The sequence below is a fragment of the Pseudomonas sp. UBA5706 genome, assembly GCF_002419965.1.
In the GTDB taxonomy this organism is placed as follows: domain Bacteria; phylum Pseudomonadota; class Gammaproteobacteria; order Pseudomonadales; family Pseudomonadaceae; genus Aquipseudomonas.
Genome location: NZ_DIHC01000048.1, coordinates 1 through 18,208, shown reverse-complemented (window position 1 = coordinate 18,208; position 18,208 = coordinate 1). Strand labels below are relative to the sequence as shown.

Sequence of the window (18,208 nt, the reverse complement as noted above, 5' to 3'; positions counted from 1 at the left end):
GAGCCAAATTCGTATCGTCGAGCCAAATTCGTGTTGTCGAAGTGTCACCCACCCACCGCCTTTGATTCTGGCCACAGGCCGTAGGAGCGAGCTTGCTCGCGATCTGCCGGGGACCGGCAGCACATCCTGAGAATGAGGTCGGTCTGACACAACCGAGGGGGCTGGTTTTACTGGCGCTTCACGCCAGATCGCGAGCAAGCTCGCTCCTACGCCCTTCGGGCAGAAGCAGTGCGCATCAAGCCAAATTCGTGCTGTCGAGCCAAATTCTTGCTATTGAGCCAAATTCGTATCGTCGAGCCAAATTCGTGTTGTCGAAGTGTCACCCACCCACCGCCTTTGATTCTGGCGGCATGCCGTAGCGAGTTCGCGCCTACGGCTAAGGCCAAGCAAGTCGGAGCCAGGAGCATGGCGTTTGACCTGGGTTATTTTTTCTTTTTTTCACTCTTTTCAAACGCCGCTTCCAAGGCGTCGTTGATCGTGCGCAACACCTTGACCCGCGCCCAGCGCTTGTCGTTGGCCTCCACTAACGTCCACGGGGCGATTTCGGTGCTGGTGCGGTCGACCATGTCGCCGACGGCCTCGCGGTATTGCGGCCATTTCTTGCGATTGCGCCAATCGTCGTCGGTGATCTTGTGGCGTTTGAATGGGATCTTCTCCCGCGCCTTGAAGCGCTCCAGCTGCGTCTTGTCGTCGATGGCCAACCAGAACTTCACCACCACGACATTCGCGTCGGTGAGTTGCTCTTCGAAGTCGTTGATCTCGCTGTACGCCCGCAACCAGTCGGCTTCGGTACAGAAACCCTCGACCCGTTCAACCAGCACCCGGCCGTACCATGAGCGGTCGAACACGGTGAATTTGCCCCGCGCCGGAATCTGTCGCCAGAAACGCCACAGGTACGGCTGCGCCAGTTCATCCTGACTCGGCGCTGCGATCGGCACGATATGGTATTGCCGAGGGTCCAGCGCCCCGGCCACACGTTTGATCGCCCCGCCCTTGCCCGCCGCATCGTTACCTTCGAAAACCGCTACCAATGCGTGACGACGCATGCGTTTGTCACGCATAAGGCCCGACAGTCGCGCCTGCTCGGTGATCAGTTGCTCGTTATAGGCGTCCTTGTCCAGCGCCAGGGTCATGTCCAGATTATCCAGCAGACTCAGCTCATCGGTGTTGCTGGGCAAAGGCCCGACGTTGACCAGGTTGGCGCTGCCTTCAGGGGTCTTGATCGCATTCTGCAAACCCTCCAGCAGCAAACGCCCCACGGTCAGGCTGCGATAGTTGGGGTCCACACCTTCGATCACATGCCACGGCGCATAGTCGCGGCTGGTACGGCGCAGGACGCGCTCACCAAAGCGTACGAACTTGTCGTAGGTCTGCGATTGCTGCCAGTCCAGCGGGCTGATGCGCCAGCTGTGCAGCGGGTCATCCTTAAGAGTCTTGAGGCGTAATTTCATCTGTTTCTTGGACAGGTGAAACCAGAACTTGAAAATCACCGCACCTTCGTCCACCAGCATTTTTTCCAGACGTTCGGCGGCATTGATCGCCTGGTCCAATACCGGGTCCTTGAACTGCTTGTGCACCCGGCCCTGAATCATCTGGCTGTACCAGTTGCCGAAAAAGATGCCGATCCGGCCTTTGGGTGGCAGTTGGCGCCAGTAACGCCAGACCGGCGGACGGGCCAGTTCTTCGTCGGTCTGCTGGTCGAACGTGCGCACTTCGATAAAGCGCGGGTCCATCCAGTCATTGAGCAACTTGACGGTTTCGCCCTTGCCGGCGCCTTCGATGCCGTTGATCAGCACGATGATCTGGCGCTTGCCCTGCTCATGCAGTTCGTATTGAGCGTCGAGCAGGGCTTCGCGCAGCGCCGGGACTTCGGCATCGTAGGTTTTGTCGTCGATGGAGTGGCCGATTTCAGCGGATTCGAACATGTAGTGCTCCTGTTCCAGATCGCTCAAGACTAGCGGATCGATACGAGCGATGTGGGTTGTGACAACGAATCCCTGCCTTGGGTCAATTATCGAGGGACTAACCCATGCCCGCGGCGAGTCCAGCGGTGGGTTAAGATGCCGGCCTTGCACCTGCCAAAGCCTTGCGTAGCCCGACGATGACCACTATTCAATACGCCCAGCTCGACTGGGACGAAAATGGCAACCCGATCTCCCGAGCGTTCGCCGACGTCTACTTCTCCAACGAATCGGGCCTGGCCGAAACCCGCCATGTGTTTCTGGCTCAAAACGATCTGCATGCGCGCTTCAGTGCTCTACAGGCGGATGCTCGTTTGGTCATCGGCGAAACCGGCTTTGGCACCGGGCTTAACTTTCTCTGTGCCTGGCAGATGTTCGAAGCCTGCGCGCGACCCGGGGCGCGGTTGCAATTCGTCAGTGTCGAGAAATTCCCCCTCAGCCGCGCCGACCTTGAACGGGCCTTGAGTCTTTGGCCGGAACTGAAAACATTCGCCGATCAACTGCTGACGCAATACGTGGCGATTCACGAGGGCTTTCAGCGGCTGGTGTTCGACAGTGGCCGGGTCACGCTGACCTTGCTGATCGGCGATGCGCTGGAGATGTTGCCGCAACTGGACGGGGCGATAGACGCATGGTTTCTCGACGGCTTCGCGCCTTCGAAAAACCCGCAGATGTGGACCCCCGAGCTGTTTGCCGAACTGGCGCGTTTGGCCGCGCCCGGCTCGACCATTGGCACCTTCACCAGCACCGGTTGGGTTCGCCGCGCCCTGAATGCAGCCGGTTTTAAGATGAAACGAGTGCCGGGCATCGGCCACAAATGGGAAGTGCTCAAAGGAACATTCATGGGCTGGCCTGTCGAGGCGCCTGCTCCCAGCGCTGCCAAACCGTGGTTCGCGCGGCCTCCTTTATCGACGCGCGAGCGCAAGGCTTTGGTGGTTGGTGCAGGCCTGGCCGGGTGCGCCACGGCAGCCAGTCTGGCCGCGCGAGGCTGGCAGGTCAGCCTGCTGGAGCGGCACGATGATCTGGCACAGGAAGCGTCGGGCAATCGGCAGGGCGTGCTGTACCTGAAACTCTCGGCCCACGGCACGGCACTGTCACAGCTGATCCTCAGCGGTTTTGGCCACACGCGACGGTTGCTGGAACAGCTGCAGCGTGGCGTCGATTGGGATGACTGCGGCGTGCTGCAACTGGCGTTCGATGAGAAGGAAGGCGCGCGCCAGGCGCAGTTGGCGCAAGCCTTTTCCCCTGAGCTGCTGCATGTACTGGACAAGGCGGACGCGCAAGCCCGGGCCGGGGTTGCGCTGGACAGCGGTGGCCTGTTCTACCCGCAAGGCGGCTGGGTGCATCCGCCCGCGCTGTGTCGGCACCAGGCAAACCTGGCGAACATACGCCTGATGACCCACAACGACGTGCTCCAATTGCGAAGAGACGGTGATGCCTGGCAGGCCTGGGATGGCGAACGTCTACTGGATTCGGCGCCCGTAGTGGTGTTGGCGGGCGCGGCGGAGGTCAAACGCTTTGCGGCCAGCGCCCAGTTGCCGCTCAAGCGCATTCGTGGGCAGATCACCCGGTTGCCGATGACCGAGAACAGTCAGTCGTTGAGCACGGTGGTCTGCGCCGAAGGTTACGTGGCACCGGGGCGGCTGGGAGAGCATACGCTGGGGGCCAGCTTCGACTTCAAGAGCGACGACCTGACGCCAACCGCAGCCGAGCATCTCGGCAATCTGCAGTTGCTGCGCGAGATCTCGGCGGATTTAGCCGAGCGGTTGCAGGTCAGCGCGCTGCCTGTTGAACAGCTGCAAGGGCGTGCCGCATTTCGCTGCACCAGCCCCGACTACCTGCCCATCGTCGGTCCGCTATCGGACAGGGAACGATTTCTGGAAGCCTACACGGTGCTGCGTAAGGACGCCCGGCAGGTCCCCCAGACCGAATGCCCCTGGCTGGACGGACTGTATGTAAACAGCGGCCATGGCTCGCGAGGACTGATCACCGCGCCTTTGTCCGGCGAGCTGATCGCGGCGTGGCTGGACAACGAACCTCTGCCGTTGCCGCGCAGCGTGGCAGAAGCCTGCCACCCGAACCGGTTTGTATTGCGCAGTTTGGTGCGCGGGAAGTAGTCAATCGGCGAGCATCGCAATCTGATTTTCATCCTGCCCGAAGCGCGCGGGAGCACGCTTGCTCGCGATCTGCCAGCCACCGGCAGTCAACCTGTAAACGCATACATCTGACGGCAGCCGGTCTTTGACTGTGCTGCCGGGCCCGGCAGATTGCGAGCTAGCAACGCGTCTATGAGACTTAAGCGTAATCCATTGGGCCCCTTCGGGCAGAAGCAGACCGCGGCGCCCGAGCAATTGATATCCGACGCAACTTCTTTGCCCGTATGCTGATCCACTGTCCGAACGTTTACGTATCCCGCTATTCTTCTCGCTGTTTCCTTTCAGGTGCATGTCGATGCTGCGAGTCCAGGGCGTGTTTAAAAGCTATGCCACGGCTCAAGGCCCGCTGGCAGTCTTACGGGGCGCGGATTTGCAATTGGGCCAAGGTGAAAGCCTGGCGTTGATGGGCGAGTCCGGCAGTGGCAAAAGCACCTTGCTGCACCTGGTGGCCGGGCTCGATCAGGTCGACAAGGGCAGCATCGAGATCGCCGGGCAGCGGCTGGATCAGATGAACGAAGCGCAACTTGCCAACTGGCGGCGTACCGAAATCGGCTTGGTCTTCCAGCAGTTCAACCTGATCGGCAGCCTCAAGGTCGAGGACAATCTTGCGTTTCAGGCGCGCCTGGCCGGGCGGTATCAAGCCCATTGGCAAGCCGAGCTGGTCGAGCGTCTCGGGTTGGGCGAGTTGCTCAAGCGCTATCCCGAACAGCTTTCGGGCGGTCAGCAGCAACGGGTTGCCATCGGTCGTGCCCTTGCCTCTCGCCCTGGACTGCTGCTGGCAGACGAGCCCACGGGCAACCTCGACGAGAGCACCAGCGACGAAGTGCTGCAGTTGCTGTTGGACCTGCTCGCCGACAGCCCCACCAGCCTGCTGATGGTGACGCACAGCCCGCGCGTGGCGGCGCGTCTGGATCGTCAGGCGGTGCTGCATCTGGGGCGTCTGGCCGCTGAAGGCGCTCGCTGATGCCGGTGTTTTTCTGGACGCTCAAGGCCCTGCTCAGCCATTGGCGGCGCCATCCGGTGCAATTCTTTAGCGTATTGACCGGCCTGTGGCTGGCGACCAGTCTGCTCACCGGTGTGCAGGCACTGAACAGTCAGGCCCGGGAAAGTTACGCCAAGGCCAGCCAGCTGATCGGCGGCGAACCGCAGAAGATCCTGGTCGCGCCTAATGGCGCCAACTACTCGCAAGCGTTATTCGTCAGCCTGCGTCGCGCGGGTTGGCCGGTGTCGCCCGCCTTGCGCGGTCGGATCACGCTCAAGGGCGTGCCCGATCAACGCCTGACGCTGCTGGGCATCGAGCCGGTATCGCTGCCTGCCAACACTGCCCTGGCCGGGCAGTCGCTGGACACTGCGCAAATCGTTGATTTTTTCACCCCGCCGGGCAGCACCTGGATCTCCCCGCAGACCCTGCAAGCGCTGGGTCTGCATGAGGGTGAACAGCCGCTCAGCGAGACCGGTCAGACCTTGCCACCGCTGCACGCGCAAGCGGATATGGCCCCCGGTTTGCTGTTGGTGGACATCGGATTCGCCCAGCAATTGCTGAACCAGCCCGGTCAGATCTCACGCATGATCCTGCCTGCGGACTTCGCGGAAAACGCGCCCGCCTTGCCCGCAGACATGAAGGGCGAACTGATCATCCGCAAGAGTGGGGAAGACAACGATCTGGGGCGCCTGACCGAAAGCTTTCATTTGAACCTCGACGCACTGGGCTTTCTGTCGTTCGTGGTCGGGCTTTTCATCGTGCATGCCGCTATTGGCCTGGCACTGGAACAACGTCGCGGCTTGCTGCGCAACCTGCGGGCCTGCGGCGTCAGCGCCCGAGGGTTGATCGGCAGCCTGGTGATCGAATTGGGTGTGCTCGCGTTGCTGGGCGGCATCGCCGGGGTCATCAGCGGTTACTGGCTGGCCAGCGTGTTACTGCCAGATGTTGCCGCCAGCCTGCGTGGCCTGTACGGCGCCGAAGTGGCCGGACACCTGAATCTGAGCATCTGGTGGTGGCTCAGCGGTCTGGGAGTGGCGCTGTTTGGCGCCTTTCTCGCCGGTGCCAGCAGCCTGTTGCGTGCGGCACGCCTGCCGTTGCTGGCGCTGGCCAACGCCCAGGCATGGCACGAAAGCCACGCGCGCTGGCTCAAGCGCCAGGGCTGGATTGCTGGCATTTCGGTGGTGATCGCATTGCTTGCGGTGCTGTTCGGCAACAGTCTGGCGGTGGGCTTCGTGTTGATGGCCAGCCTTCTGCTTGGCGCCGCGCTGGGTCTGCCGGTGCTGCTCAATGCCCTGCTCAACGTATTGCTGGGCAAGAGCCGCTCGGTCCTGGGACAGTGGTTTCTTGCCGACTGCCGTCAACAACTGCCGGCCCTGAGCCTGGCACTGATGGCCTTGCTACTGGCGATGGCGGCGAATATCGGCGCGGGCAGCATGACCTCCGGTTTCCGCCAGACGTTCAACCATTGGCTGGAACAACGCCTGAGCGCCGAGCTGTACATCAACCCGCAGAATTCCGCGCAGGCGGCGCCATTGCAAAAATGGCTGAGCGAGCAACCGCTGACGTCTGCCGTGCTGCCCAACTGGCAGGTGTCGCTGCAACTGCATGGCTGGCCTGCCGAACTGTACGGCGTGATCGACAATGCACATTACCGCCAGCACTGGCCGCTGCTCGAATCAGCCAGTGGCGACCCTTGGAGCCAATTGGCCAGCAACGATACGCTGATGCTCAGCGAACAACTGGCACGCCGACTCAAGGTGGGTGTCGGGGACGAGGTGAGATTGCCTGCGCCGGACGGCGACTGGCCACTGAGGGTCGTGGGCATCTATGCCGACTACGGCAATCCCAAAGGCCACATGCTCGTCAACGCCGAGCACCTGCTCGAACACTGGCCGCAGCTGACGCCCAATCGATTCAACCTGCGCATCGACCCTCACGCCATCGCGCAACTGCTGCGGGTACTGCACAACAAATTTGTCATCGACGATAACCGCATCGTCGATCAGATCCAGCTCAAGGCCTGGTCCCGGCAGGTGTTCGAACGCACCTTCGCGGCGACGGCAGCGCTGAACAGCTTGACGCTGATGGTCGCAGGTGTCGCGTTGTTCATCAGCCTGTTGACCCAAAGCCAGAGCCGTCTGGGCCAGTTGGCACCGCTATGGGCGCTGGGGGTTACCCGGCGGCAGTTGATGTTGCTGAATCTGGCCCAGACCTGGCTGCTGGCGGTGCTGACGCTGGTGCTGGCGATTCCGCTGGGGCTGTTGCTGGCGTGGTGTCTGGACGCAGTGATCAACGTTCAGGCATTCGGCTGGCGCCTGCCGCTGCAGGTATTTCCCGGGCAACTGTTGAGCCTGACACTGCTGGCGATGCTCGCCACCTTGCTGGCTTCGGCGTGGCCGTTGTACCGGCTGTATCGCACCCGCCCCGCCGACCTGCTGAGGACCTTCGCCCATGAGAGCTAAGGCAACGGCCCTGCTGCTGATCCTGCTGACGATGAGCGGTTGCGATGACAAAGCCGAAGAAGAGAAAGGTTTCGCCGGTCTGGCGGACGATGCCGACCGCTACGCCCAGGTTACCCCGGACAAGCGTTTGGTCTTTCCCCAGGATCACGGTCCGCATAACGATTTCCGCATCGAGTGGTGGTACATCACCGCCAATCTCAAGGATGCCGACGGCCACGCGTTCGGCGTGCAGTGGACGCTGTTCCGCAATGCCCTGCCCCGCCCGAACACCGCGCAAGGCAGCGATCAGGGCTGGAGCAACCGCAACCTGTGGATGGGGCATGCGGCGGTTACCTCCGAGGACGAGCACTACGCAGCCGAGCGTTATGCCCGCGGGGGTGTCGGGCAGGCTGGCGTAACGCTTACGCCTTTTTCCGCCTGGATCGATGATTGGGCCTTAAATAGCCAATCGACCACCGACGACCCGCTGACCGACATGCAACTGCAGGCGCACGGACCGCAGTTCAACTATCGCCTGCACCTGACGTCGAGCACACCTTTGGTGCTGCAGGGCAAGCAAGGGTTTAGCCAGAAATCGGAGCAAGGCCAGGCATCGTACTACTACAGCCAGCCGTTCTTTCAGGCCGATGGCCGTATCGAGATCGATGGAAAGGCGTATCAGGTGTCTGGGCCGGCGTGGCTGGACCGGGAATGGAGCAGCCAGCCGCTGACCGATGAGCAGACCGGCTGGGACTGGTTTTCCCTGCACCTCAAAGATGGCACCCAGGTGATGCTGTACCGCATGCGCCAGAAGGAGGGCGAGCCCTACCTGACCGGCACCTGGATCACGGCCGATGGCCGCACCGAGCTGCTGGCAGCCCGAGACATCGTCCTTGAGCCACAAGACACCACCGACGTCGAAGGCCGCGACATGCCCACCCGCTGGTCGGTAAAAATCCCTGGCAAGGGTGTAGATGTGACGGTTGAAGCGCTCAACCCACTGGCCTGGATGAACTTGCAGATTCCGTACTGGGAAGGTCCAGTGCAGGTCAGCGGAAATCAGGATGGGGTCGGTTATCTGGAGATGACCGGGTATTGAACACCCTAATTGCCACGCTACCGTTCTGCGCCGCGGCATCATTTCCCGTTGATCAGTTTCATCGCCAGATCAGGGCCGAAGGTTCCCGCAGACGGACCACCGTGACAATCAGCATGCGGCGATGAAGCGCCGTCGGAGTTCCCCGGTACCTTGACCCATACCCCCAACACCCCAGGGGAAATGGCAGTCTGTGTACTGCCGATTTTGCGCCCCGGCGGATTGCACCAATCCCCAGGGTCGGCGCCGTTTCCATTGCGACTGGTGTCGATTAGTATCGATTTCGTATAGCCGTGGGCAGCAGTAAGGGCTGCATTGATCTGGTTGCCATAAGCTGTCGTCTGGCTCGTCGAGTAAAAGTTGGAGACGTTAAGCGCAAAACCTTTGGCATCTGCAACACCCGACTGCGCCAAGTGAGTGGCCATCATCGGGGCGGGCTTCCAATGCGCATTCCCGGCGTCGACATACACTTGAGCCGACGGGGCTTTTTCTTTGAATGCCGTGATCGCGTACTTCAGCAAGCCGACACGCTCGCTTCTTTTGGCAGCACTCAGGCATTCGATATCGGCAATGGCGTCAGGCTCAAGAATGACCACCGCCGGGCGTGAACTCAAGCCGCCGACGAAGGCGTCTATCCAGGTCCTGTAGCTGGCGGCATCCTCGGCGCCTCCTGGTGAAGCCCCACCCGCGCAATCGCGCCCCGGAATGTTATAGGCCACCAAGATCGGCGTTTTATCTGCATTCTTTGCGGCGGTCGTGAAATCAATGACGGCCTGGCGCACGTGCTCTGTGCGCTGACTGGTACCTGTGAACCAGCGAGCGGTCGGAACATCGGCCACTGCGCTTTTGATCGTTGGTGCCCGTGCGTCCATCGGATTGTTGGTGACCCATGTTGCCGCTGTAGAGCCGGGATTGACGTAGTAGCCGCTCGCCGCCTGGGTCTGAAAAGTGATGAACGCCACTATAAAACTACTCACGTACGTCAACTTCATGGGTTGGGCACCTCTCAGTGATTTGCCGTGGACCGAATCCGCTCTCTGATTACTTAAGGTTTCTCACTAAACTTGAGAAGAACCAAATCCTTGCTTATAACCCTTCGTTCTAAAACTATGGCAATCCCCACCGGTCAGTCTTTGGGTAGTCGGACTTCCCGTCTACGCTCCCCAACGGAAAACCGGTAAGGATTATATGTGCGGATTAGCTGGTGAATTACGTTTCGACAACCAACCTGCGGACCTCGCCGCAGTAGAACGCATTACCCATCATCTGGCCCCTCGCGGCCCGGATGCGTGGGGTTTTCATAGCCAAGGGCCGATTGCCCTGGGCCATCGCCGCCTGAAAATCATGGACCTGTCCGATGGCTCGGCGCAGCCGATGATTGACAGCCATCTGGGCCTGTCGCTGGCCTTCAATGGCGCGATTTACAACTTCCCTGAACTGCGTGCCGAGCTTGAAGCACTCGGGTACCCGTTCCATTCCGGTGGCGACACCGAGGTGCTCCTCAAGGGCTACCACGCTTGGGGCGCGGACATGCTGCCCAAGCTCAACGGCATGTTCGCCTTCGCGATCTGGGAGCGCGACAAGAAAAGCCTATTCATCGCCCGCGACCGTCTGGGCGTCAAGCCGCTGTACATTTCGCGCACCGACAAGCGCCTGCGCTTCGCCTCGGCCTTGCCTGCGCTGCTCAAGGGCGGCGACATCAGTCCGATGCTCGATCCGATCGCACTGAATCACTACCTGAATTTCCATGCCGTGGTACCTGCCCCGCGCACCCTGCTGGCCGGTGTCGAGAAAGTTCCGCCCGCCACCTGGATGCGCGTCAGCGCCGACGGCAAGGTCGAGCAGAAAGTCTGGTGGACGCTGCCCTACGGCCCTCGCGCCGACGAAGCGAACCTAACCCTGGAAGACTGGCGCGACCGCGTGCTCGACAGCACTCGCGAAGCGGTAGCCATTCGGCAACGCGCGGCGGTGGATGTCGGTGTGCTGCTCTCCGGCGGCGTCGATTCCAGCATGCTGGTGGGGCTGTTGCGTGAGGTTGGTGTGAAAGACTTGTCGACCTTCTCGATTGGCTTCCAGGATGCTGGCGGCGAGCGCGGCGACGAGTTTCAGTATTCAGACCTGATCGCCAAGCACTATGGCACCCATCACCATCAACTGCGCATCCAGGAAAGCGAAATCATCGAGCAACTGCCTGCCGCGTTTCGCGCCATGAGCGAGCCGATGGTCAGTCACGACTGCATCGCGTTTTACCTGTTGTCCCGCGAAGTCGCCAAGCATTGCAAAGTGGTGCAAAGCGGCCAGGGCGCGGACGAACTGTTCGCCGGCTATCACTGGTACCCGCAGGTCGATGGCGCTAGCGATCCTTATGCCGCGTACCGGGAAGCCTTCTTTGACCGCAGCTACGACGAGTACGCAGCTACCGTGACGCCGCAGTGGCTGACCGCCAACGATGCGGCCGGTGACTTTGTGCGCGAGCATTTCGCTATGCCAGGCGCTGAGGCCGCAGTGGATAAAGCCCTGCGTCTGGACAGTACGGTGATGCTGGTGGACGACCCGGTCAAGCGCGTCGATAACATGACCATGGCGTGGGGCCTGGAAGCCCGTACGCCGTTCCTCGACTACCGCCTGGTGGAACTGTCGGCGCGTGTGCCTGCGCGCTTCAAGCTGCCGGACGGCGGCAAGCAAGTGCTCAAGGAAGCGGCGCGCCTGGTGATTCCGTCCGAAGTCATTGACCGCAAAAAAGGCTATTTCCCGGTGCCCGGGCTTAAGCACCTTGAGGGCGATACGCTCAATTGGGTGCGTGATCTGCTACTCGACCCGAGCCAGGACCGCGGCCTGTTCAACCCCACCATGCTCGACAAGTTGCTGACCCATCCGGATGGTCAATTGACCCCACTGCGCGGCTCCAAACTGTGGCAGCTCGCGGCGCTGAACCTGTGGCTCAGCGAACAAGGACTTTGACCGATGAAAGCCAACGCATCGATCTACAATCAGCGTCTGCTGCGCGGGCAGGCGCCGTCCTATGAGCGCCTGCAAGCCCGCTTCGCCGAGGACGGCAGCACGCCCGACAGCGAGCCGCTGGCTCTGCACTGCGGTTGGGGCCGCCTGCTGATCGGGCACACTTATCCCGACCCTGCGGCCCTGGCCCATGAATTGTTGAACGAGAAAGCGGGCGAGCGTGACATTGCACTTTACGTCGCCGCGCCGCAGCAGGTGCTGGCGCAATCACCGCAGCAGCTGTTCCTCGACCCATCAGACACATTGCGCCTCTGGTTCAGTGATTACCGCCCTGCCCAGCGCGTGTTTCGCGGGTTCAGGATTCGCCGTGCACAGAACCAGGCCGACTGGGACGCCATCAACAACCTGTACATCGCTCGCGGCATGCTCGCCATTGACCCGAGCCTGCTGACTCCGCGCCATCTGGGTGGGCCCGTTTACTGGATTGCAGAGGATGAAACCACCAATGCCGTGATCGGCAGCGTCATGGGCCTGAACCATCAGAAGGCTTTCAACGACCCGGAAAACGGCAGCAGCCTGTGGTGTCTGGCGGTGGACCCGCAATGCACTCGGCCAGGTGTGGGCGAAGTGCTGGTGCGTCACCTGATCGAGCATTTCCAGAGCCGCGGCCTGGCCTATCTGGATCTGTCGGTGCTCCACGACAATCACCAGGCAAAAAACCTCTACGGCAAGCTGGGCTTTCGCAACCTGCCGACCTTTGCCATCAAGCGCAAGAACGGGATCAACGAGAAGCTGTTCCTGGGTCCGGGGCCGCAAGCGGACTTTAATCCCTACGCGCGTATCATTGTCGAGGAAGCACACCGTCGCGGCATCGATGTGCAGATCGACGACGCCGAGGCCGGCCTGTTCACGCTGATCCATGGTGGTCGGCGCATTCGTTGCCGCGAGTCGCTGAGCGATCTGACCTCTGCGGTCAGCATGACCCTGTGCCAGGACAAGCACCTGACCAATAAGGTGCTTAAGGCGGCGGGGCTGCAACTGCCGGTGCAACAACTGGCGGGCAACGGTGACGACAACCTTGCCTTCCTCGATGAGCATGAGCGCATCGTGGTCAAGCCAGTCGATGGCGAGCAAGGTCAAGGCGTTGCCGTGGATCTGCGCACCATCGATGACGTTCAGGCGGCCGTCGAGCGCGCGCGTCAGTTCGATTCCCGCGTGTTGCTGGAAAGCTTCCACGAGGGTCTGGATCTGCGCATCGTGGTCATCGGTTTCGAGGTGGTGGCTGCGGCGATTCGCCGTCCAGCAGAAATCATGGGCGATGGCCGTCATACCGTCGGCCAATTGATTGAAGCCCAGAGCCGCCGCCGCTCAGCAGCAACCGGGGGTGAAAGCAGGATCCCGGTTGATGAGGAAACCCATCGCACCGTGCAAGACGCAGGTCTGACTTTCGACAGCGTGCTGCCTGCTGACCAGCGTCTGGCGGTGCGCCGCACTGCCAACCTGCACACCGGCGGATGCCTGGAAGACGTGACGGCCATCCTGCACCCGGTATTAAAAGACGCTGCCATCCGCGCTGCCCGCGCGCTCGACATTCCGGTGGTGGGTCTGGACCTGATGGTTCCAGCCGCCGACCAGCCGGAATACGTGTTCATCGAAGCCAACGAACGCTGCGGCCTGGCCAATCATGAGCCACAGCCGACTGCCGAACGCTTCGTCGATCTATTGTTTCCCCACAGCCTGCCCGTTCACGGCTAAAGCAGCCACGAGTGGCAAGCCGCAAGCGGCGAGTGAAGTCAACGCGGATAAGCCTTTGACTTTGCTTGCAGCTTGAAGCCCTACGCTCGTCGCTGCTCTGACAGGAGCCCCCATGACCACTCCAAACATCCTCGACCCGGATCTGAACTACCTGCAGAAAGTCCTGCTGGAAATGCTCGCGATTCCAAGCCCCACGGGTTTTACCGACACCATCGTGCGCTACGTTGCCGAACGTTTGGAAGAGCTGGGCATCCCCTTCGAATTGACCCGACGCGGCACCATTCGCGCGACCTTGAAAGGCAAGCAGAACAGCCCGGACCGCGCCGTTTCCGCGCACCTGGACACCATCGGCGCCAGTGTGCGCGAGGTCAAAGACAACGGCCGCCTGGGCCTGGCTGCAGTAGGCTGCTGGTCAAGCCGCTTTGCCGAGGGTAGCCGCGTCAGCGTGTTCACTGACACCGGCGTAATTCGCGGTAGCGTGCTGCCATTGATGGCCTCGGGGCATGCGTTCAACACCGCCGTGGACACCCTGCCAATCAGTTGGGACCACATCGAGTTGCGGCTGGATGCCTATTGCGCCACCCGAGCCGACTGCGAATCACTGGGGATCAATGTTGGCGATTTCGTCGCCTTCGATCCGCTGCCTGAGTTCACCGAAAGCGGTCACATCAGCGCCCGTCATCTGGACGACAAGGCGGGCGTGGCGGCCTTGTTGGCAGCGCTGAAGGCGATCGTCGACAGCGGCGCCGAACCGCTGATCGACTGCCATCCGCTGTTCACCATCACCGAGGAAACCGGCAGCGGCGCGGCGGGCAGCTTGCCGTGGGACGTCAGCGAATTTGTCGGCATCGACATTGCGCCGGTTGCCCCCGGCCAGCACTCCAGCGAACACGCCGTGAGCGTAGCGATGCAGGATTCCGGCGGTCCCTACGACTACCACCTGTCCCGCCACCTGCTGCGCCTGGGACAGGAAAAAGAGCTGTCGGTGCGCCGAGATCTGTTTCGTTATTACTACAGCGATGCGCACTCGGCGATCACTGCTGGCTACGACACCCGCACAGCCCTGCTGGCGTTCGGCTGCGACGCGACCCATGGCTATGAGCGCACGCATATCGACAGCCTCAGCACGCTGAGTCGTTTATTGACGGCGTACATCATGAGCCCGCCGGTCTTCGCCAGTGATGCAAAACCGGCCAACGCGTCGCTGGAAAATTTCAGCCATCAGATCGAGCACGATGCACAGATGGAAACCGACACCCGAGTGCCCGCGGTGGACACATTGGTAGGCCAGCGGTGACGGCTACCCCCCGGGGTGCAGACGTCTCGCCAAACTGAGGATGAACCGCTCTCGCGGTTCGTAGGCGCGTTTGCGTAACTTCGCAGGAAAAATCGCGGTTGTTGTAGCCCCCCTACAGCGACCGCGCTAGCATCGCGCCACCTGTTCATTGCGATAACCGAGAATTCTATGCTGATCCCCCACGACCAACTCGAAGCCGACACCCTGACGCGTCTGATCGAGGATTTCGTGACCCGCGATGGCACCGATAACGGTGATGACACGCCGCTGGAGACTCGCGTGCTGCGGGTCCGGCATGCGTTGACCAAAGGCCAGGCGGTGATCTTTTTCGACCTGGAAAGCCAGCAATGCCAACTTATGCTCAAGCATGATGTGCCCAAAGAATATTTCGACAAATAAAGACCGTCGGCCCGCGGGGGATGCTTGGCTACGAGGTCGGTGACTGCGCGGCCTTTTGCTGCAGGCGCGCAGCGATTCGCCTATAAACCTCCGCACGGTGGATTTTCACGTGCTGCGGCGCATCGATACCCAGACGCACCTGATTGCCGGTGATGCCCAGGACCTGCACCTTGATGTCATCACCGATGGAGAACGTTTCTCCTATCTCTCGCGTCAATACCAACATTTTCCTGCTCCCTGGGTGGTAATCGAGAGCGCAGGTTGCCGCGCTGGATCCAATCCTTCAATGAGCGTAGTGCAAATCAGACTTGTCCTTCAAAGTCAGACGGCGGCAACTGACAGACATGTCCTACATGCGGACGCAGACGATGAAACTCGTTGAAATCCGACACAAGGTCTAAGGTTTTTTCCAGTACGTTTTGCTTATGAACCCGACCAGCGTGGCCCGAACAATATGATCGTGGCACCTACCACGCAGAAGGCCACGCCAATCCAGTCCGACGTCAGGGGCCGCACGCGCTCTATCAAACCGAGCCAGGCGATGGAGGCAATAACGTAGATCCCACCGTACGCCGCGTAAGCTCGGCCGGCATAGGTGGCTTCGACTCGGGTGAGCAGGAGCGCGAACGCGGTCAGGCTCAGCAGCGCGGGAACCACCCAAAGCACGCCTTTGCCCTGCCGCAGCCACATCCAGAAGCCATAACAGCCAGCAATCTCGAACAGCGCGGCGAGGAAGAACCAAAGGTAGTTGAACACGGTGAGGTCTCTTCAAGAGTGACGGCAGAGGTGCGCGCCACCCTAGCAGAAATCGACCGGGGCACGCCCTGCCCTCACTCCGCTTTTGCCTTGGCGCGCATCTTGTCGGCCATGCTGGCCATCTCGTCATAGATTGCTTGGGGATTCTGTTGCTTGACCTGCCAGGCGGCGCGCCCCTGTTCGTGAGGCAGGATTAGGAATTGGCCCTTGCCGACCTCATCAAAGATATAGCTGGCAATGTCGCTTGCGCTGATGGGCGAGCTTTCCAGCAGCTTGCCGACCTGAGCCTTCATGGCAGGCGTCGGGCCGCGAAAGGAGTCCAGCAGGTTGGTCTGGAAGAACGACGGGCAAACGACGTGCACGCTGATTTCCTGCTGCCTCAACTCGACCAGCAAACTTTCCGATAACGCCACCACGCCCGCCTTGGCCACGTTGTAGTTGCTCATCGCCGGCCCCTGCATCAAAGCGGCCATCGAAGCGATGTTGATGATCTTGCCCTTGCTCTGCTCCAGCAGTGGCAAAAACGCCTTGCAACCTTTGACCACGCCCATAAGGTTGATTGCGATCTGCCAGTCCCAGTCCTCCAGCGACAGCTCGCCGAAGAAGCCGCCGGACGCCACCCCTGCGTTGTTAACGATAATGTCGATGCCGCCGAACTTTTGCTCGCAAGCCTGGGCGAATGCGGTCAACTGGCTGTAGTCGCGCACATCGCAACGCTGAGTGAAACCGTCACCGCCCGCCTCGCGCACCTGCTTCAGGGTCTCTTGAAGACCACTATCGCTGACATCGGACAGCGCCAGATGCCAGCCTTCGCGTGCCCAACGCCGTGCGATTTCGCGCCCAAGGCCGGATCCTGCGCCAGTGATCATGATGCGATTTTGCATAACCATTGCCTTGTCGATTGCGAGGAAGTGGCTTGAGTGTAAACAGGCGCCTTGTGCGGACGCGCCTTCATCAGCTCGCTGAATATGCCAGGCAAACCTTCGCTTTGGGCTCTGTGCGAAAAGTCAGCGAGCGAAGGGCAGCCAATGCAAAAACAGGCGAGGAAGCGGAGCCTGGGTGTTGTAAATGAGCATTCAGAGCCTGTTTTTAACGCAGCATCACCCGAGCGCAGCCACTTTTGTACAGAGCCTAGGGGGCTTTGGGACGCGCCCGCCAGCGCTTGATGACCCTTGCGTAAGCCAACAGGTTGGCCGACAGCACGACTGCGCCGAAACCGATCTGCATTTGCGGCGTAAGGCCTGCGGGGTAGATCAGGGCGATCAGGTAATGGCCGATGAAATCCCCTTGATACCCTGCGGCGCCTGCGTGGAAGCGCAGGCTGTTTTCCAGAGAAGTCAGCGGGCAATACAAATGAAAAAACTCTACGGCCATGCCCCAGGCGACGGCGGGCAAGTGCAACCAGACCCAAAAATGTCGATGCAAAACCAACAGCGCACCGAACAGAACGAAAATAATGAACAAGAAATGGAAGACGACCACCCCATCGGCCATGAGGGCATAAAACATAGCTCGCCTCCTATAAAGGCTTACGCGGCAACTTCAGGACCGGACAGGGATATGTTAGTTCCATACTGATTGGCTGTAAGATAACGGTTTTTTGTGGCCAGGCCCGCTTTTTAGTTTTGATGGAATTTGTATATCTCATTGATTTTTAAGACTTTTATAAAAATATTATTTTTTATTTCCTTTCGTCCGAACTTTTTGTTCAGGGCCTTAGTCGGATTGATCAAGCAGTACAACTTTTAACGAAGTTGGCAAATGCTTGAACGGCATGGCCATTTACCAAGTACACAAGAAGGAACTCGTTATGGGCATCGGCACAATTCTGATCATTATCCTCATTCTGCTGCTGGTTGGCGGTCTTCCGATCTTCCCGCACTCCAGAAGTTGGGGTTATGGGCCGTCGGGTATCATCGGTACAATTCTGGTGATTCTGTTGATTCTGGTATTGCTCGGCAGGATATAACCTCCTGACAGCCAGTCAAAAAAACCCGCTTTTTTAGCGGGTTTTTTTATGCTGTTTTTTTAGTGGACTGGTGGCGCTGGATACCGTACTCATACCCGTTATCAAGGGTGGCCTGACGCAGCTTCGGCTCCCGGGCCTGTACCGAGCTGGCGATTTTTGTCGTCTGGACTTGCGGATAAGAAGATCAAAGCAGAAGCAGAACTTGAACGTTGATCGTTCCCATGCTCCGCGTGGGAATGCATCTTCTGACGCTCTGCGTGGTGCAGATACTCGACGTGAAGCGTCAGACAACCGTTACCACGCGGAGCGTGGGAACGATCACATGCTCTGCGTGGGCAGGGTCACATTTTTGTCGTCTGGACGTGCGGGTAAGAAGCTCAAAAGCAGAAGCAGAACTTGAACGTTGATCGTTCCCATGCTCTGCGTCACTAGTGTCCG

At 60.3% G+C, this 18,208-nt stretch carries 15 protein-coding genes; 9 read left to right on the top strand and 6 right to left on the bottom strand.

The annotated features are described in order from the left end of the window. Positions 1-422: 422 nt before the first annotated feature. Complete coding sequence (pap, locus tag B3I26_RS24385; RefSeq protein WP_296261499.1) at positions 423-1,925, bottom strand: polyphosphate:AMP phosphotransferase; 1,503 nt, start codon at positions 1,923-1,925, stop codon at positions 423-425. A gap of 176 nt (positions 1,926-2,101) precedes the next feature. Between pap and mnmC the strand changes: the two genes are divergently transcribed. From mnmC to B3I26_RS24365, 4 genes are all read left to right on the top strand, one after another. After that, positions 2,102-4,078, top strand: a complete 1,977-nt coding sequence (gene mnmC / locus B3I26_RS24380; RefSeq protein ID WP_296261497.1) for a bifunctional tRNA (5-methylaminomethyl-2-thiouridine)(34)-methyltransferase MnmD/FAD-dependent 5-carboxymethylaminomethyl-2-thiouridine(34) oxidoreductase MnmC — start codon at positions 2,102-2,104, stop codon at positions 4,076-4,078. 334 nt (positions 4,079-4,412) lie between these two features. After that, a complete protein-coding gene (locus B3I26_RS24375) occupies positions 4,413-5,081 on the top strand; it encodes an ABC transporter ATP-binding protein (RefSeq protein ID WP_296261495.1) in 669 nt (222 codons plus the stop codon). After that, entirely contained in the window at positions 5,081-7,561 is a 2,481-nt protein-coding gene (locus B3I26_RS24370; protein WP_296261493.1) for an ABC transporter permease, read from the top strand. The genes B3I26_RS24375 and B3I26_RS24370 overlap by 1 nt, the downstream gene beginning before the upstream one ends. Beyond that, positions 7,551-8,639 (top strand): lipocalin-like domain-containing protein, encoded by a 1,089-nt coding sequence (locus B3I26_RS24365; RefSeq protein WP_296261491.1) that lies wholly within the window; start codon positions 7,551-7,553, stop codon positions 8,637-8,639. Before B3I26_RS24370 ends, B3I26_RS24365 begins: the two co-directional genes overlap by 11 nt. A 38-nt stretch (positions 8,640-8,677) precedes the next feature. Here the strand turns inward: B3I26_RS24365 and B3I26_RS24360 are convergent, their stop codons facing one another. After that, positions 8,678-9,628 (bottom strand): glycoside hydrolase family 6 protein, encoded by a 951-nt coding sequence (locus B3I26_RS24360; RefSeq protein ID WP_296261489.1) that lies wholly within the window; start codon positions 9,626-9,628, stop codon positions 8,678-8,680. Between the two features lie 196 nt (positions 9,629-9,824). Here B3I26_RS24360 and B3I26_RS24355 point away from each other — a divergent pair, with 196 nt between their 5' ends. The 4 genes from B3I26_RS24355 (at position 9,825) to B3I26_RS24340 (ending at position 15,045) form a co-directional block, all read left to right on the top strand. Continuing rightward, positions 9,825-11,597, top strand: coding sequence for an N-acetylglutaminylglutamine amidotransferase (locus B3I26_RS24355; protein ID WP_296261487.1), 1,773 nt, complete (start codon positions 9,825-9,827; stop codon positions 11,595-11,597). A gap of 3 nt (positions 11,598-11,600) precedes the next feature. After that, on the top strand, positions 11,601-13,349 hold the full coding sequence (gene ngg, locus B3I26_RS24350; RefSeq protein WP_296261485.1) for an N-acetylglutaminylglutamine synthetase: 1,749 nt from the start codon (positions 11,601-11,603) through the stop codon (positions 13,347-13,349). 112 nt (positions 13,350-13,461) lie between these two features. Then, positions 13,462-14,646: an osmoprotectant NAGGN system M42 family peptidase gene (locus tag B3I26_RS24345; RefSeq protein ID WP_296261483.1), complete on the top strand. Its 1,185-nt coding sequence runs from the start codon at positions 13,462-13,464 to the stop codon at positions 14,644-14,646. 168 nt (positions 14,647-14,814) lie between these two features. Then, complete coding sequence (locus tag B3I26_RS24340; RefSeq protein WP_296261481.1) at positions 14,815-15,045, top strand: YheU family protein; 231 nt, start codon at positions 14,815-14,817, stop codon at positions 15,043-15,045. Between the two features lie 28 nt (positions 15,046-15,073). Here the strand turns inward: B3I26_RS24340 and csrA are convergent, their stop codons facing one another. From csrA to B3I26_RS24320, 4 genes are all read right to left on the bottom strand, one after another. Next, the gene (gene csrA, locus B3I26_RS24335; RefSeq protein ID WP_296261479.1) at positions 15,074-15,271 is read right to left on the bottom strand and encodes a carbon storage regulator CsrA; all 198 of its coding nucleotides are present in this window, start codon (positions 15,269-15,271) and stop codon (positions 15,074-15,076) included. Positions 15,272-15,468: 197 nt separating this feature from the next. After that, a complete protein-coding gene (locus B3I26_RS24330; protein WP_296261477.1) occupies positions 15,469-15,801 on the bottom strand; it encodes a YnfA family protein in 333 nt (110 codons plus the stop codon). Positions 15,802-15,875: 74 nt separating this feature from the next. Further along, positions 15,876-16,685, bottom strand: coding sequence for an SDR family oxidoreductase (locus B3I26_RS24325; protein ID WP_296261475.1), 810 nt, complete (start codon positions 16,683-16,685; stop codon positions 15,876-15,878). A 247-nt stretch (positions 16,686-16,932) separates the two neighbouring features. Further along, a complete protein-coding gene (locus B3I26_RS24320) occupies positions 16,933-17,310 on the bottom strand; it encodes a DUF2784 domain-containing protein (RefSeq protein WP_296261474.1) in 378 nt (125 codons plus the stop codon). A 301-nt stretch (positions 17,311-17,611) separates the two neighbouring features. Here B3I26_RS24320 and B3I26_RS24315 point away from each other — a divergent pair, with 301 nt between their 5' ends. Beyond that, entirely contained in the window at positions 17,612-17,770 is a 159-nt protein-coding gene (locus tag B3I26_RS24315; protein ID WP_110948291.1) for a DUF3309 family protein, read from the top strand. The last annotated feature ends 438 nt before the right edge of the window (positions 17,771-18,208 follow it).